Source organism: Acinetobacter kyonggiensis, from assembly GCF_900107285.1.
Classification (GTDB): Bacteria; Pseudomonadota; Gammaproteobacteria; order Pseudomonadales; family Moraxellaceae; genus Acinetobacter; species Acinetobacter kyonggiensis.
Map to the genome: position 1 here is coordinate 227,057 of NZ_FNPK01000002.1, position 17,113 is coordinate 244,169.

11 protein-coding genes are annotated in these 17,113 nt (G+C 39.4%); 1 reads left to right on the forward strand and 10 read right to left on the reverse strand.

Features of this window, described 5'->3' with window-relative positions; translation table 11 throughout:
- The first annotated feature begins 96 nt into the window (after positions 1 to 96).
- On the forward strand, positions 97 to 1,320 hold the full coding sequence (gene pgaB, locus BLV99_RS02860) for a poly-beta-1,6-N-acetyl-D-glucosamine N-deacetylase PgaB (RefSeq protein WP_092687525.1): 1,224 nt from the start codon (positions 97 to 99) through the stop codon (positions 1,318 to 1,320).
- Here pgaB (BLV99_RS02860) and pgaD read toward each other — a convergent pair.
- The 10 genes from pgaD to BLV99_RS02910 form a co-directional block, all read right to left on the reverse strand.
- Positions 1,286 to 1,792, reverse strand: a complete 507-nt coding sequence (gene pgaD / locus BLV99_RS02865; RefSeq protein ID WP_086183666.1) for a poly-beta-1,6-N-acetyl-D-glucosamine biosynthesis protein PgaD — start codon at positions 1,790 to 1,792, stop codon at positions 1,286 to 1,288. The genes pgaB (BLV99_RS02860) and pgaD overlap by 35 nt on opposite strands.
- Positions 1,785 to 3,053 carry a poly-beta-1,6-N-acetyl-D-glucosamine synthase gene (gene pgaC / locus BLV99_RS02870; RefSeq protein ID WP_092687528.1) on the reverse strand — a complete coding sequence of 423 codons (1,269 nt, stop codon included), beginning with the start codon at positions 3,051 to 3,053 and terminating at the stop codon, positions 1,785 to 1,787. Before pgaC ends, pgaD begins: the two co-directional genes overlap by 8 nt.
- Positions 3,053 to 4,891, reverse strand: a complete 1,839-nt coding sequence (pgaB, locus tag BLV99_RS02875) for a poly-beta-1,6-N-acetyl-D-glucosamine N-deacetylase PgaB (protein ID WP_092687531.1) — start codon at positions 4,889 to 4,891, stop codon at positions 3,053 to 3,055. The genes pgaC and pgaB (BLV99_RS02875) overlap by 1 nt, the downstream gene beginning before the upstream one ends.
- Positions 4,891 to 7,365: a poly-beta-1,6 N-acetyl-D-glucosamine export porin PgaA gene (pgaA, locus tag BLV99_RS02880; RefSeq protein ID WP_092687534.1), complete on the reverse strand. Its 2,475-nt coding sequence runs from the start codon at positions 7,363 to 7,365 to the stop codon at positions 4,891 to 4,893. The genes pgaB (BLV99_RS02875) and pgaA overlap by 1 nt, the downstream gene beginning before the upstream one ends.
- 377 nt (positions 7,366 to 7,742) lie before the next feature.
- A complete protein-coding gene (sucD, locus tag BLV99_RS02885; RefSeq protein WP_074945622.1) occupies positions 7,743 to 8,633 on the reverse strand; it encodes a succinate--CoA ligase subunit alpha in 891 nt (296 codons plus the stop codon).
- 12 nt (positions 8,634 to 8,645) lie between these two features.
- Positions 8,646 to 9,812 carry an ADP-forming succinate--CoA ligase subunit beta gene (sucC, locus tag BLV99_RS02890; RefSeq protein ID WP_004651302.1) on the reverse strand — a complete coding sequence of 389 codons (1,167 nt, stop codon included), beginning with the start codon at positions 9,810 to 9,812 and terminating at the stop codon, positions 8,646 to 8,648.
- Positions 9,813 to 9,986: 174 nt separating this feature from the next.
- Positions 9,987 to 11,420, reverse strand: a complete 1,434-nt coding sequence (gene lpdA, locus BLV99_RS02895; protein ID WP_086183670.1) for a dihydrolipoyl dehydrogenase — start codon at positions 11,418 to 11,420, stop codon at positions 9,987 to 9,989.
- 97 nt (positions 11,421 to 11,517) lie between these two features.
- On the reverse strand, positions 11,518 to 12,729 hold the full coding sequence (odhB, locus tag BLV99_RS02900; protein ID WP_086183671.1) for a 2-oxoglutarate dehydrogenase complex dihydrolipoyllysine-residue succinyltransferase: 1,212 nt from the start codon (positions 12,727 to 12,729) through the stop codon (positions 11,518 to 11,520).
- Entirely contained in the window at positions 12,729 to 15,569 is a 2,841-nt protein-coding gene (locus BLV99_RS02905; protein WP_092687568.1) for a 2-oxoglutarate dehydrogenase E1 component, read from the reverse strand. The genes odhB and BLV99_RS02905 overlap by 1 nt, the downstream gene beginning before the upstream one ends.
- 831 nt (positions 15,570 to 16,400) lie before the next feature.
- Entirely contained in the window at positions 16,401 to 17,111 is a 711-nt protein-coding gene (locus BLV99_RS02910) for a succinate dehydrogenase iron-sulfur subunit (RefSeq protein WP_086164314.1), read from the reverse strand.
- Positions 17,112 to 17,113: the final 2 nt, after the last annotated feature.

Consider the following 17,113-nt stretch of genomic DNA (forward strand, 5'->3'; position numbering starts at 1 on the left):
TAATTTGAATACTAAAAAGCCACTTTCAAACTTTTGTTTTCGATCACGAAATAAGCATTACAAATCCATCCTTTACTAAAAAGAGTACTATTCAAAATGATTAATTTTAAAAATTTATACAAAAATCGTTTTACTCACTGTCTTTATTTGAGTTTAGGTTATTTTCCTTTATCGACATCAGCAGGTTTAGCTGAAATTCAACACCACCCGATCAATGATATTGTTCAACAATATACAGCCTCTAAAACCACGGCGACTGTAAAGAGAACAAGTAAAATTGATCAAATGCGAATTATGCATATCGACATTGACTATGTATATGATGAAGACAAACAACAACAACGACAGAATATTCAAGCGTTATTGAAACGCATAAACATGATTCAACCCAACACCATTTTTTTACAAGCTTTTGCTGATCCAGATGCTAATGGGTCAGCAGATCAAGTTTACTTTAAAAATAGACACATCCCATTAAGAGACAATCTATTTCCCACGCTTGTCAGCCAAATTCGTAGCACAACGCAGGTTAAACATATTTATGCATGGCTGCCCTTAATGGCTTGGGAGTTTCCTAAACGCTACAAGCTTTCCTATGTTTCACATAGTGCTGGCGGAAAGCAAGGCTATATTCGAGTATCACCATTTGATCCACAAAATCTTAAATATGTCTCAGAAATTTATTTAGATTTCATGCAATCAAATTCAGTCGATGGCGTGCTCTATCATGATGACGTTACCCTCAGTGATTATGAAGACTCTTCCAACATAGCCAAAAAGATGTACCAATCTTGGGGCTTTAATGCTGACCAGTTATTAAAACAATCGAAGCATCCTAAACCATCACAATTAGCGAAATTCAAAACAGCCTATTTAGATCAATTTGCGGAAGGCATTAGTAAAATTATTAAACAACAACAACCCAATATACTCACGGCACGAAATATGTATGCACCTGTGGTATTAAATCCTGAAAGTGAAAATTGGTTTAGCCAGTCTATGCCTAGTACCTATCAATACTATGACTACAATGCCATCATGGCGATGCCCTATATGGAAGAGGCAGATGATCATCAACAATTCTATTTGGACTTAATTCAACAAAGTAAAAAATACGACCCGAACTTGGATCGTACCATCTTTGAACTTCAAGCCGTGAATTGGATCAATAATCAAAAAATTTCAACTCAAGAAATTACCGAGACCATCCAGTTTTTAGAAAAGCATGGGGTAAAACATATTGGTTATTACCCCGATGATTTTGTGAATGAACACCCTCAGCCATCTAAGCTGAAATCCGCTTTTTTAACTGGTGATTAGCCTCAAAAAATTCAAGCATTCCTTTTTCATCATAATAAAGGGTCAGGTTTTTAGCCTGTTGCATATTTAAAATATCGGCTGTATTGACTTTAAAACTAATTGCCAACTGTTGTTCATCCACTTCTACTGGAGCAGTACGTCGTTCATCACCAACAAAGCGAACCCAGTTGTAGCTTGCCCAAAGTAGCAACACACAAATAAAGAGTAAAATCATCACGGTAAGATTTAATAGGCTTAACTGACTATTTGGTTCTGCTTGTATCACCATTTGCTGATAAATTGTTTTACCTTCAAACCACCAAAAAAACACCGTGATCAGCGGCATGAACAACCACATAAAAACAAACCAACCCGCAATTTGTAAACTGTAACCTACGCTCTTATTTCGCACATATTCAGGTCGGTCAATATATTCTGGGAGTTCTAGTTTGGATTCATCTTGAATAAGAAAAGATTCTTTTATATTAGTCATTTTCTGGCTCTCCTCGAAATCCACGGTCTGGGCTGACCCATCGCGCACGTTTTTGAGTTTTAAAAATTGTTTTTGGCAATGCGATAACAGTGGTTAGCATAGTGAGAATCCAGAAGAACAAAGGATACCAAATCACCCAAAAATAGTTCCTGAAGATTCGGTCTTTATCATAAGGCTTATCAATACACAAACTAACAAAGAATTGGATCAGACACGTTACACCTAGAATAACGCCATACCATTGAGGAAAGAGCGATTGAATTGCCCATTCTCCTGGTAAAGAGAAAAACAGACCATATAAATATAAGATAATAATTCCAGTCATGGCATATGCCCAAAGCACACTAATCACAGACTCTAGTGCAATCGGCCACATACGGCGTAAATTCCATTTAAATAAACGTGGAAGATAAGCAAACAAAACTTCAACCCCACCTTGGGCCCAGCGTAAACGTTGCTTCCACAGCCCATTTAATGTTTCTGGCATATAGATATAACACAGTGCTCTGGGTACATATTGCAGATCCCAATGATCAAACTGCAAACGCCACGACACATCAATATCTTCCGTGATCATATCGTCACGCCAATAACCAATGCGGTCTAATGCCGTTTTACGAAAACCCGCGATTGCTCCTGATATGGTAAAAATACGCCCATAGGTTCGTTGTGCACGCTTAATTAATCCAATAATAGATGAAAACTCGCCCACCTGAATTTTACCTAAAATACTAGATCGGTTCACAATACGTGGATTACCCGTCACAGCTCCAACTCGGGGATAACGGGTTAAATGGTGCATCATCCATAACACAGCATATGGATGTAACAAAGCATCACCATCAATACAAATCAAATATTCATTTTTACTGACCATCGCTCCGGCACGTAAGGCATAAGCCTTACCTTGGTTTTCAGCCAAATGAACCACTCTAAGCTTTGGGTATTGCAATAAAAGTTCATCTAAAATTTCAGCAGTTCCATCTTTACTGCCATCATTGACTGCAATAACTTCAAAATTTGGATACTGGGTTTGCATCGCAAATTTAATCGTATCTCTAACCTGCGCCTCTTCATTAAAACAAGGAATAATAATGCTGCAAGCATGCTCACTGGGCTCTGGCAATACAGGTTGTTTACGTTCATGTTTTAAATAAAACCAAATTCCACCGGCAATCCACAGCCAAGCCATAAATAGCGGGTAGAAGAAAGCAAAGCCAAAATAGAAATCGCTGAATTGCAGTAGATTTAAATTTTCCATTATTTTCTCTCCTTAACATTAGCTTGTTCATAAGGATTAAGATAAGTTAATGGACTATTATTCGAGCTTAACTCTCTATAAAGGTTTTCCTGAACACGCTGTCCTTGTGCCAATTGATAATTATTAATCCCAATTTTTTGTATCGCTAACTTTTTCAACACTTGATAATCGCGTTGATAGCGTTTCCACTCTCTTTTTGATGCATTTGGATCAATGGTAAAACTGAAAATCAAACGTTGTTTTTGTTGATCATTTAACTTTTCCAACTGTTTTTGTACAGCTTTAAATATTTCAGGCTGACTTACTGGGTCAAAATCAAGATATAGATAATCACTATAATTTAAACTATGTTCAAGTAAAGGTTTTAAACCCTCTATATGCTTATCCTTCAAAGTCATTTTTAATGCAGTTTGATAGTTATTACTGATATTCGTATAATATTTTGCCTGTTCTTTGGTGCGCTCTTTAATTTTAAAAACTTGATTAATTTTCTGGCTACAAGCTGCATCCCATGTTTTATTTTCAATAGCACATGAAAACTCATCACCTGTTTCTATCATTAACCCTTCAATTGAAGAATTGTTTTTGACCAAATCAGCTGTTAACTCCGCAAGATTTAACCCTTGTTTTGTTTCTAAACTTACTGGTAGCTCTGCATATACACGATTATTAATTCGGGTACGCGCTTGCCAAACAGTACGATTGAGCAAATCTTGACTCATTTTCAATTGCTGGTTTGGAAAATAAGCAGTATCTATTTTTCCATCACCATTTTGATCGGCCACTGTTTTCAATAAAATTGTATTGCTGCTTAATGAATTGATTTGATTTAAAAATTCCCCTAATTTCTGATCAAAAACTTGATTGTTTGGACTCAGCATTTCTGCCAAATCGAAACGAATAAAACTTTTGCGTTGCTTATAGTCAGCACGTGCAAAAGTCAAAAAATCCATCATTTCCTCATGAATCATTTCAGGCGATGGATTGTTCATAATCAGACCACGTTGATAGGTTGCCCCCGAGTCTGCCAAGGTCGACATACTGCCTAAACTAAAGGACATGGGCAATCCCGCTTTTGCCGCAATTTCTTCACTTTCCTTGGTCACAGCCCCATAAGGCCAGAAAATAGCTAAGCTATTAATAGCCAGTTCAGAATCTAAAGTTTCCTTCGACTGTTTTAAGTCTGAAAATACGCGATCAGAATAGGCTTGATCAGACTCATAATTAGAAAACATTGGTGAATATTCACGTGTAATTGCAGCAGGCTGCATACTATTTTGTGGATTAGCTACAATACCCTTATGCAGGTTGTCTGAGTGTGAAACAAACTCGGCTAAACCAGACTGTTGCATTTCACGCATCTGATCCCAATTCATCAGATTATGTTGACCATAAGCTTGCTCGGCATCTTTAGTATTACCATTAATCCAACTGGTTGGAATCGCAAATACCGCTGGAAAATCATACTGTTTCAACAAAGGAAAAACTCGGGTATAGCTGCTTAATGCTCCATCATCAAAAGTCAATAATACCGATTTAGCTGGCAACGGTTTTTTCTTTTGACGAGCTTGCCACACATCTTCTAAACGAATAGGATGCCAACCTTCTTGCTGAATCCATGCAAAATATTGTGCTAAATTTTTTGTACTAATTGCATAGAGATCTCGATCCCCTGTTCTTGCAACATCATCTCTCACATCATGAAAAGTGAGTGTGACAAATAAATTATCTGATATCTCAGGTGCAGTTTTTGTCACATTCTGAGCCAAACTAACGGCAGGAACCACCAAAACTATTGTTAAAATTGAAGAAAATAAACTTTTTGCAATTTTTTTCATTAGAAATTCCCCTTAAAGCCAAGAGTTGCATAAGTTCTTTTTTCATCCTCCCCATCATACGGATGTGTTCCCCACCCTATGCCATAGTTCAAATTCCAAGTTCGAGAAAGTTGCCAATCATGTTGATAAAAAACGTTATAAATCATTTCTGAGGCAAATGATGTTTGTCTAAAAGTGCCTATAGTTGCTTCAAAATGTTGTGTGAAATTTCTGTCATGTCTACGCCAAGTGATCCAGTCATGTTGTAAACCCAGTTCGACACTATAACTTTCTTTAGGATTGAAATAATCGACCAGTACTTTATCATTGTGACCGTAATAGCCCCCTAAAGTGGCACTGGTAATATTATGGGGTGCCGCAAAAATTCGTTGTTTAACGTAACCTGTGATTTCATGACGTGTGTTACCGTCATCAATATCTGTTAATTGATATGCTGCCCCTGCTTCTTGAGATTCATTTTTTTGCAAGTTCAACCCAACAGTATAAGATTTCCCCTCATTGCCTTTTTTGATCGCTTGTAATGGGATATCTGCCTGACTATTGAAGCCTAAAACATACTGCAAATGGTCACCCAACCATTGCGACCAATTAAGTTCAACCCCAAAACGATCATTAGCCCCATCTAGACTTTGAGACAGTAGAATATTTGCAGCTTTACGATGCGACTCCCATTCCAAACCTAGTCCTACGCGTTGATCGTCAATTTTACCCTCAGTATAATCAGCCGAACGAATACTATGATCGACATAAGTACGCAAAGTATCGTAAAACCATGGGCTATTAATACGGGTCAAGTTGTCCTGTTCACGACTTCCTTTCAAGCGATTGAGCAAAGCCGTATTATCAGAGTCACTTTTTGAAAAAGTACTCATATGCTGAATCGATGCACGATCACGATCATCAAGTTCTTTTTTACTCTTTACAACACCCGAATCCCCCGGCATCGCTTCCATGAGATAAGCATTCAGCTTACGCCATTCTGGAATATGACCTAAGGCCTGCATATTCTGTAAGTTATTGATTCGTATAGCCTGATCAACGGGTTCAACACCATCCCACAGTGCCAAGGTTTCTTCAGAACGCTGTGGCTGTTCACGCCAGCGTTGTACTTCTGCAAGGTGATTTTGATAAATGATATTATTTGGCGCTTTTGCAACCAGATCTTCAAAATACGCTTCAGCTTTGGCATACTCATGGCGATAAACATAATTGAGACCCACCAAGGCTATATATTCAATACGATCATCATGGGTAACTTTATCAACCCCTTTGGCATTACTATATTGAAAAGTGGGCAAGATTTTATCCATAGCTAAAATCAATTGATTCGCTTCTTTATACTTTTCTTGTTCAATTAAGGCGTAATACAAGCCAGAATAAATTTCATAGGTTTGATAGTTCTTTTCCTTCAACAAATTTTTATAGAGTGCTTCAGCCAATTTAGGTTGTCGATTTTTTAAGTAGGCATCCGCAATCGATTGACGTACATAGGCAGGCATTCGCTCGATCGGTATGCCAATTTTTGGAATTTGCTCAAGTACTTTTCCAGACAAATTTCGCTCATTTAAAGCATATATATATTCATAGTAGAATTGACGTCTAATATTTTGATCATTAGGCAATTGTGATTCAAACTTCGCCATATCAGCTAGAACTTGATTAAGTTGTTTATACGCAATATTTCCACGATCACGATAAGTTAAAACTTTGTAATACTGTACTGCATTTTGAATACGTTGGGTGAATTCACTAATCTTGGCACTCGCTCTAAGTTGAGGCTGTTTTCTGAGTACTTCATTATCTTGAATATATTTTTCAGCCTTAGCATAATCAGCATTTGCCATAAGTGCCAATACATACTGTTCTTGCGTACTGCTATTGGGATTTTTTTCAACGGCTAGGCTAGCGGCATTCAATGCTTCAATCGGCATATCTAACATGCGATAGGCATAAGCAAGTTGTGCTAAATAGTCAGGGTCAATATAGTTGATATCAAGCGGAGCCAAAGTTTTTTTCGATTCAAGGGTTTTTCCTGCTTCTGCCTGTAATACCCCGATCCACACCCCCCACATTTGATTTTGATCGGTCTCGGCGAATTTTTTTGCCCATTGTTCTGCTAATTCAAATCTTTTCAAATCTCGTAATGCTTTAATAACATTAACTTTTCCGTATTCTGGAAATTGTGCAGTTTGTATGCCATTTAAGTATTTAACATCAGATTCTACAAATTTTTTATTTTCATAGGCGATTACAACAAAATCAGCAATCAATTTCTGATCATCGGGTTGCTGCATGAGTAATTGTCTAAGTTTTTGCAAACCTACATCCACTTGCCCTTGCTTAATTAAACTTACTATTTCTTCACGTTGCGGGGCAGAGTCCTTATATAACAATTCTGCATGCAACAATGTAGAAAACAGTAAAGTTCCACAGGATAGAGTAAGTATATTTAATTTAGAATTCATCTTATTCATAGTTAAAGTACTCTTAATTCATTGTTATTAATTGTTGTATTCCCTTATAAACAATACGCTCAAACCTAATAACATCAATCATTTTTCATGTTTAGTTTTGTATTTTTATTAACCAACATGATATATGTCACATTAATTTAAAAGTGAAAAATATCTTTCTTTTTCTAATGCTATGCTTTTTCATAAAGCATTTTATTGATAATTTAACCATGTTCTTGTACGTTGGTCGCTTGAATGCCCAAGTTAAAAGATTATTTATCTCTCATTATTACTGATCATTTTAAATTTCATCATCAGCTATTGCGCTGTCGTACCATAAATATCAAGTAATAAAAAACCCTCAATGAATTGAGGGTTTTTTATTACTTCTTGAATTATTAAAGCAAACCTTTTTCCTTCAGTACTGCATACATGGTCGAACCCAGTTCTGCTGGACTACGCGTATAAGCCATACCCGCTTTTTCAAAGGCCGCAAATTTCTCTTCCGCAGTTCCTTTCCCCCCTGAAATAATGGCACCCGCATGCCCCATACGCTTCCCTTTAGGAGCAGTCACACCTGCAATATAACCCACAACAGGTTTAGTCACATTGGATTGAATATATTCCGCAGCTTCTTCCTCCGCAGTACCACCAATTTCACCAATCATAATAATGGCTTCGGTTTGTGGATCTTCTTGGAATAATTTCAGGCAATCAATTTGATTCATACCTGGAATTGGATCCCCACCAATACCAATACACGTTGACTGACCTAAACCAAGTTTGGTGGTTTGAGCCACAGCTTCATAAGTCAATGTACCTGAACGCGAGATAATCCCGATTTTACCTGCCTGATGAATATGTCCCGGCATAATGCCGATTTTACATTCACCTGGGGTGATAATCCCCGGACAGTTTGGCCCAATTAAGCGCACGTTATTACCATATGTTTCAAGGTAGCGTTTTGCTTTAAGCATATCTAAAGTCGGTACGCCTTCAGTAATCACGACAATCAATTCAACACCTGAATCTACTGCTTCCACAATAGAATCCAACACAAATGGTGCAGGAACATAAATCACGGAAGCATCCGCACCAGTCGAATTAACGGCTTCTTTCATGGTATTAAACACAGGAAGATCTAAATGAACCTGACCACCTTTGCCTGGTGTTACACCACCTACAACTTTTGTACCGTAATCGAGTGCTTGTCCTGAATGAAAAGTACCATTTTTACCGGTAAAGCCCTGTACCAATACTTTGGTGTTTTTATTTACTAATACGCTCATGATTGATACTCCTTACGCTTTCACTGCAGCAACAACTTTTTCTGCGGCATCAGCAAGCCCATTCGCAGAAATCAATTTCAAACCCGATTCATCCAGTAATTTTGCACCTAACTCTGCATTGTTGCCTTCTAAGCGAACCACTACAGGTACAGTGACATTTACTTCTTGAACCGCTGCAATAATTGCTTCAGCAATCATGTCACAACGTACAATTCCACCAAAAATATTAATCAAAACAGCTTGAACGGATGTATCTGATAAAATAATTTTAAAGGCTTCAATCACACGCTCTTTGGTTGCGCCTCCCCCCACATCAAGGAAATTTGCAGGCTGACCACCATACAATTTAATGATATCCATGGTCGCCATCGCCAAACCCGCACCATTGACCATACAACCAATATTGCCTTCAAGCGCTACATAGTTCAGATCAAACTCAGATGCTTTTAGCTCACGCTCATTTTCTTGCGATTTATCACGTAGCGCGGCAATCGCAGGTAAACCATACAATGCATTCGAGTCGATCCCCACTTTGGCATCGACACACAAAATGTCACCATTTTCACGTACAGATAATGGGTTAATTTCAAACAAAGCAAAATCATTTTCAATAAATGCCGCATAAGCCGCAGTCATCACTTGAACAAATTGATTGATTTGTCCATGTTTTAAATTCAGTGCAAAAGCGACTTCACGTGCTTGAAATGGTAACAACCCCACCAAAGGGTCCACTTCAACTTTAATAATTTTTTCAGGCGTTTCTTCAGCGACTTTTTCAATTTCGACACCACCTTCCGTAGATGCCATAAATGTGACTCGACGACTGGAACGATCAACCACTGCACCCAAATAAAGTTCGCGTTCAACTGGATAAACATCTTCACAAACAAGAATACTATTTACAGGTTGGCCATTGGCATCGGTTTGATAGGTCACTAAACGTGTACCAATAATTTGATTGGCATAATCAGCGGCTTCTGAAGCCGACTTCACCACTTTTACACCGCCCGCTTTACCTCGACCACCGGCATGTACTTGGGCTTTCATGACCGCAAATTTACCACCGAGTTGCTCAAAAGCTTTTACAGCTTCTTCTGCATTTGTTGCGAGTACACCTTCTTGAACTGGCATACCATATTTTTTTAATAACGCTTTTGCTTGATACTCATGTAAATTCATTGAATAACCTTTTATTACTTCTTCGCTTTGTTATGAACCACCAATACCCAGACATCCGTCAAAGCAGTACTGGCATTTTTTAAAATCTTTCTTATCTTTATTTTTAGATGATTGTTCCAATAAAAACAACCACCAAATGTAAAAAGAGCGACCTAAGTCGCTCTTTTTTGAATCTTATTTGCGTTTACGCTGAATCGCGTGAATCGCACGTCCATCCACTGCAAGTGCAGCTTCGTGCACCACTTCAGAGAATGTTGGGTGACCGAAAGTCATTAATTGTAAGTCTTCAACAGAAGATACAAACTCAAGTGCAATCATACCTTGGTGTACGATATCAGACGCAGCAGGTCCAATCACGTGCATACCCAGTAAACGATCTGTTTTCGCATCAGCAACAAACTTCACGAAACCAGCATTTTCACCAGCAGCCATTGCACGGCCGTTTGCAGCGAAACCGAATTGACCCGTTTTAACTTCATGGCCTTTCTCGATCGCTTGCTGTTCTGTTAAACCGACCCACGCCGCTTCTGGGTGTGTGTAGATCACAGAAATGATCGTGTCATAGTTTACTTGAGCCGCATGACCGTGAATACGTTCAACAGCCATTACGCCTTCTTCCATTGCTTTATGTGCAAGCATTGGACCACGTACTAAGTCACCAATTGCATATACACCTTCAACAGAAGTTGCACACCAATCGTTAACTTCAACCAAACCACGTTCAGTCAGTTTAATGCCGCAATCATCAGCCAATAAGCCTTCTGCATAGGCACGACGGCCGACACAAACGATCAACTTATCAAATACTTGAGTTTTATCTTCGCCGCCTTGGGTGTACTGAACAGTAACTTCTGAACCATTGACTTCTGTACCAGCAACTTTCGCGCCAACACGAATATCCATACCTTGCTTAGTCAACAGTTTTTGGTAGTCTTTTGCCAAGGCTTTATCAGCCATTGGTAAGAATGCATCCATTGCTTCAAATACAACAACTTCAGCACCCAAACGACGCCAAACAGAACCAAGCTCTAGACCAATCACGCCTGCACCAATCACACCTAAACGCTTAGGTACTTCTTGGAATTCTAGTGCGCCAGTTGAGTCAACAATGATGTTTTGATCAACTGGTGCTGATGGAATGTTAATTGGCACAGAACCCGTTGCAAGAATCACGTACTTAGGCTCTAAAACTTGAGTTTCACCTTCGTGAGATACAAATTCTACTTTTTTACCTGCAAGTAATTTACCTGTACCTTTTAACCACTCGATACCGTTACCTTTTAAAAGGCCATCAATACCCATAGTTAATTGGTCAACAATTTTGTCTTTACGTGCAAGTAATTTTGCAAGATCAAACTTCACGTCACCTGTGGTAATACCATGATCATCTAAGTGATGCACTGTATCTTCATAACGATGTGAAGAGTCAAGCAATGCTTTCGATGGGATACAACCCACGTTTAAGCATGTACCGCCTAAAGATGGTTTACCTTTATGAATACGTTTTTCAATACAAGCAACTTTAAAACCAAGTTGAGCCGCACGAATTGCTGCTTCATAACCACCTGGTCCACCGCCGATCACAACAAGATCAAACTGTTGAGACATTTTTATCTCCATTCAATCCCCCTAAGTCCCCCTTTTTCTAAGGGGGACTTTCCCCTCTTTCATAAAGAGGGGTTAGGGGCGATTTATCATAAATTAGTTATAGGTCAAGAATAAGTCGAGCTGGTTCTTCTAACAATTCTTTGATTGTTACAAGGAAACCTACTGCTTCTTTACCATCAATTAAACGGTGGTCATAAGAAAGTGCTAAATACATCATTGGCAAGATTTCGACTTGACCATTTACCGCCATCGGGCGCTCTTGGATTTTATGCATACCCAAAATCGCAGTTTGTGGTGTATTCAAGATCGGAGTAGATAACAATGAACCAAAAGTACCACCATTAGTAATAGTGAACGTACCGCCAGTCATGTCTTCAATACCCAATTTACCATCACGCGCTTTACCAGCGTATGCACGGATACCATTTTCAACTTCTGCATAATTCATACGGTCTGTATCACGTAATACAGGAACCACTAAACCACGTTCAGATGAAACGGCAACACCGATGTCATAATAACCATGATAAACAATATCATCACCATCAATCGATGCATTCACTGCTGGGTAGCGTTTAAGCGCTTCAGTTGCAGCTTTCACGAAGAATGACATAAAGCCAAGACGTGCTCCATGACGCTTTTCAAACGCATCTTTATATTGGTTACGCATATCCATGATTGGTTTCATGTTTACTTCGTTAAACGTCGTCAACATTGCAGTTTCTTGCGTTGCAGCAAGAAGACGTTCAGCAACACGTTTACGAAGACGCGTCATCGGAACGCGTTTTTCGATACGTTCGCCAATCGCCACGCTTAACGGTGCAACCGCAGCCGCAGCTGGCTTAGTTTGATGATTTGCAACATCTTCTTTAGTGATGCGACCACCACGACCAGTACCCGCAACATCACCAGCAGCAATGCCAGTTTCAGTTAATGCTTTACGTACCGCAGGTGCTTGATCAGAAACTTGTTGAGCACGCTCAACCACAGGCGCAGCACCTGCTTCAGTTTGAGACGCAGCTTGTTCAACGTTTCCTTGAACGGCTTGAGTTTGCGCAGCGCCAGAAACAGCACCTTCTTCAAACTGAGCAATCACTTCGTTTGATAGAACTGTATCGCCTTCACCTTTAATGATTGTAACAATCGTACCATCAGCAGGAGCAACAACTTCCAAAACAACTTTATCAGTTTCAATATCACAGATGACTTCATCACGTGATACGGCTTCACCTGGTTGTTTGTGCCAAGTTGCAATTGTTCCGTCAGCAACTGACTCTGGGAATACCGGTGCTTTAATTTCGGTTGCCATTATTTAGAATCTCCTGATTGTTCAGCTACGATCGCAAGTGCGTCATTAACGAGCTGAGCTTGTTGTTTTGCATGTAAGTATGGTGAACCACAAGCTGGCGCAGCAGAAGCTGGACGGCCTGCATAACTAATATGAACTTGTTTACCCGTTTTCATCACGTCATCATATAAACGAGGTGCGATGAATAACCAAGCACCTTGGTTTTTCGGTTCTTCTTGCGTCCAAACGATTTCTTTTACATTCGGATAAGAAGCAAATACTTCAGCAATACGTTGTTCTGGGTACGGATACAATTGTTCAATACGAACGATTGCAGTGTTATTCAGTTCTTCTGCACGACGTTTTTCAAGTAAGTCGTAGTAAACTTTACCACCACAAAGTACTAGACGCGTAACGTCTGCTTTGTTGATTTGATCCACTTCATCAATCACAGTCTGGAATGTGCCAGTTGCAAGCTCTTCTAAAGTAGAGGTTGCAAGTTTATGACGAAGCAATGACTTCGGTGAAGTCACGATCATTGGTTTACGAATTGGACGAATGGCTTGACGACGCATCGCATGGAAAATCTGCGCAGGCGTTGTCGGTGTAATCACTTGCATGTTGTCTTCAGCACAAAGCTGTAAGAAACGCTCTAAACGTGCAGATGAATGCTCTGGACCTTGACCTTCAAAACCGTGTGGAAGCAATAATGTTAAACCACAAACACGTTCCCACTTGGTTTCACCCGAAGCGATAAATTGGTCAATAACCACTTGCGCACAGTTTGCGAAGTCACCGAATTGTGCTTCCCAAATAATCAAGCTTTTCGGTAAAGTCGTTGAATAACCGTATTCAAATGCCAACACCGCCATTTCTGACAATAATGAGTCATAAATTGCAGTACGTGGTTGGTTTTCTTTCAAATTACATAGTGGAATATAAGTTGAACCATCCACTTGGTTATGCAATTTTGCATGACGATGTGAGAATGTACCACGACCAACGTCTTCACCGGTTAAACGGAATAAGTAACCTTCATCCAAAACAGTCGCATAAGCTAAAGTTTCAGCGGCACCCCAGTTTAACGGCATTTCACCCGTTTGCATTTTAAAGCGATCATCAATCACTTTAGACACCTGACGTTGCATCACGAAGCCTTCTGGAAGCTCGCGCATTTTCGTGCCAAGCTCTTTCAAACGCTCGATTGGGAAAGTGGTATCCCAAATATCTGTGTAATCGTGACCCAAATAAGGCGTCCAATCGACAAACATTTTTTCGTTTGGTTCAAGTACCAATGCATTGGCAACGTGTTTGCCCGCTTCTAAATCTGCACGGTAGTCTTCTACCATTTGATCTGCTGCTGCACGATCTAATACATTTTGTTGCACCAATTGATCCGCATAAAGCGTACGTGTGGTCGCTTTTTTGTTAATCACTTGATACATCATTGGTTGAGTTGCAGCTGGCTCATCCGCTTCGTTGTGACCACGACGACGGTAGCAGAACATATCAATCACAACATCCTTACGGAAGGTATGACGGAAATCATGTGCCAATTGAGCAACAAACAATACAGACTCAGGATCATCACCATTTACATGGAAAATTGGAGCCTGAATCATTTTCGCGATATCGGTACAATATTCGGTAGAACGTGCATCACGTGGGTCAGATGTAGTAAAACCAACTTGGTTGTTCACTACAATATGAACTGTACCACCTACGGTATAACCACGGGTTTGTGACATTTGGAAGGTTTCTTGGTTGACACCTTGACCTGCAAATGCCGCATCACCATGAACGATCACTGGCAATACGTCATCGCCACCAATGTCTTTACGACGGACTTGGCGCGCACGCACAGAACCTTCAACTACAGGTCCAACGATTTCTAAATGCGATGGGTTAAATGCCAATGCCAAGTGAACTTCGCCACCCGGTGTCATCACATTTGAAGAAAAACCTTGGTGATACTTAACGTCACCAGAACCTTTCTTGTGAATAGATTTACCTTCAAACTCACCAAACAAATCAGCAGGGTTTTTACCCATGATGTTCACAAGTAAGTTTAAACGCCCACGGTGTGGCATACCAATCACGACTTCTTTACAACCTACAGCACCTGCACGTTGAATCAGTTCGTTCACCATTGGAATGAAAGACTCACCTCCTTCAACACCAAAACGTTTAGCACCAACATATTTATTGCCTAGGAATTTTTCTAGGCCTTCAGCAGCGGTTAGACGTTCTAAAACATGCTTTTTCTGATCAGCAGTAAAGCCAAATTGACCTTTAGCACCTTCAAGACGCTGTTGAATCCAGCGTTTTTCTTTGGTATCAACAATATGCATGTATTCAACACCAATAGAAGCACAATATGTTGCTTCCATTGCGTTAACCATTTCGCCTAAAGTCGCTTCAGACTTACCTAGGGCAAGGTTACCTGCATTAAAGACTGTATCTAAATCTGATTTCGTTAAGCCATGTGAAGCAAGATCTAAATCTGGAACATCTTCACGTTTAGCCAAACCTAAAGGATCTAATTTTGCTTTTTGATGACCACGATTACGATAAGCAGCAATGAGCTGTACTACGCCAATTTGACGACGCTCATGTTCAGAACTTATAGCACTTTGAACAACAGGTTGAACGCGACTTGAATTGCGACCTAATAAAAGGAATTGCTCACGTACATTGCTATGTGGTTGATCACCTTTAGGGAATTTATCGAAATATTCGCGCCAGTCCGATCCTACAGAATCTGGTGACGTCAAATAATGTTCATAAAGTTCTTCAATATACGCTGCACTGTCAGCGGAAAGTTCAGTGTCAAGACGCAGTGCGTCAGCAACTTCTTGCATTTGTGGACCCATTTCCTATTGCAAAAACATTTCAGGATGCTTTTTAAGCTACCCCATGATTAATAATGTCAAATTGGTAATATGACATTAATCCCCCACAAGGCATAAGCCATGGGGCGTTATCACTACATCAGGAATAACCCAATGTGAACAATGAATCATAACGCCCCTCAGCGGCATCATCACTCATTAAAATACTCGACCAAAATCGAGCAATTTTTTGCAAATCGACTTAGAAAAAATAAGCACATGGCTTAATTTTTCTAAAGCGATTTATATCTATTGATAAACCCTACATACAATCTAAAATGTTGAAAAAACATCCCTAAACAAAGTACTTTTTTCACATATAGCTTGGTGTTAAATCCTAACATGTTCTCTAGTTACAATTAATTTTTTTGACACATACCTCTCATAAACTTGCGAAATACATAACCATTATTTCCATCTAATATATGGTGCTTTATCTAATAATTAGATTCAATGTAGACCATAGTCCTACACCACCAAATCACAGATAACAAAAGAGAGCACAATATTTAAACCCGCCCTCTTTATTTACGTTATATGGTAACATTTTAACAGCAACTTTGCAGATTCAGGCTCAAGATTAATGCCTTAATTGCCGATTCGAACAACTTCACAACAATTAAATCGGTTTTTAATCAATTTTAACTTTAATTTTAAGCCATTCAAATAAACACTCGAAAAGCTCTGCTTAACCCTAAGCATTTTTACATGTGTTTTTTTTGCACAACAGCATTAATCACAACAATATTAAAAGCATAAAAAAAGCACACCATATGGTGTGCTTTTTTTAACAGATGCAGATTAGCCCGCTTGATCTAACAACATATTACGGATGTGACCGATTGCTTTAGTTGGGTTTAGACCTTTAGGACAAACTGATACACAGTTCATAATCCCTTTACAACGGAACAACGAGAACGGGTCATCAAGACGTGATAAACGATCTTGAGTTGCTGTATCACGTGAATCGATGATAAAACGATATGCATTCAACAATGCTGAAGGACCCAAGAATTTATCAGGGTTCCACCAGAATGATGGGCATGCAGTTGAACAACATGCACAAAGAATACATTCATACAAACCATTCAAATGCTCACGCTCTTCAGGAGACTGTAATCGCTCTTTTGGAGGAGATGGCTGATTGTTGATTAGGAATGGTTGGATTTTGTCATACTGAGTATAGAATTGGTTCATATCAACAACCAAATCTTTAACCACTGGCAAACCCGGGAGTGGACGAATCACGATTTTTTCAGGTAAATCGTTCAAATTCCACAAACAAGCCAAACCATTTTTACCATTAATATTCACACCATCCGAACCACAAATACCTTCACGGCATGAACGACGGAATGTTAATGATTCATCCTGTACTTTTAAAGCAAGAAGCGCATCAAGCAACATACGGTGCTTATCAGTCAATTCAAGTTTAAAAGTTTGCATGTACGGTGCTTTATCCTTATCAGGATCATAGCGGTAGATTTCGAAAGTACGAGTGCCTCTACTCATCT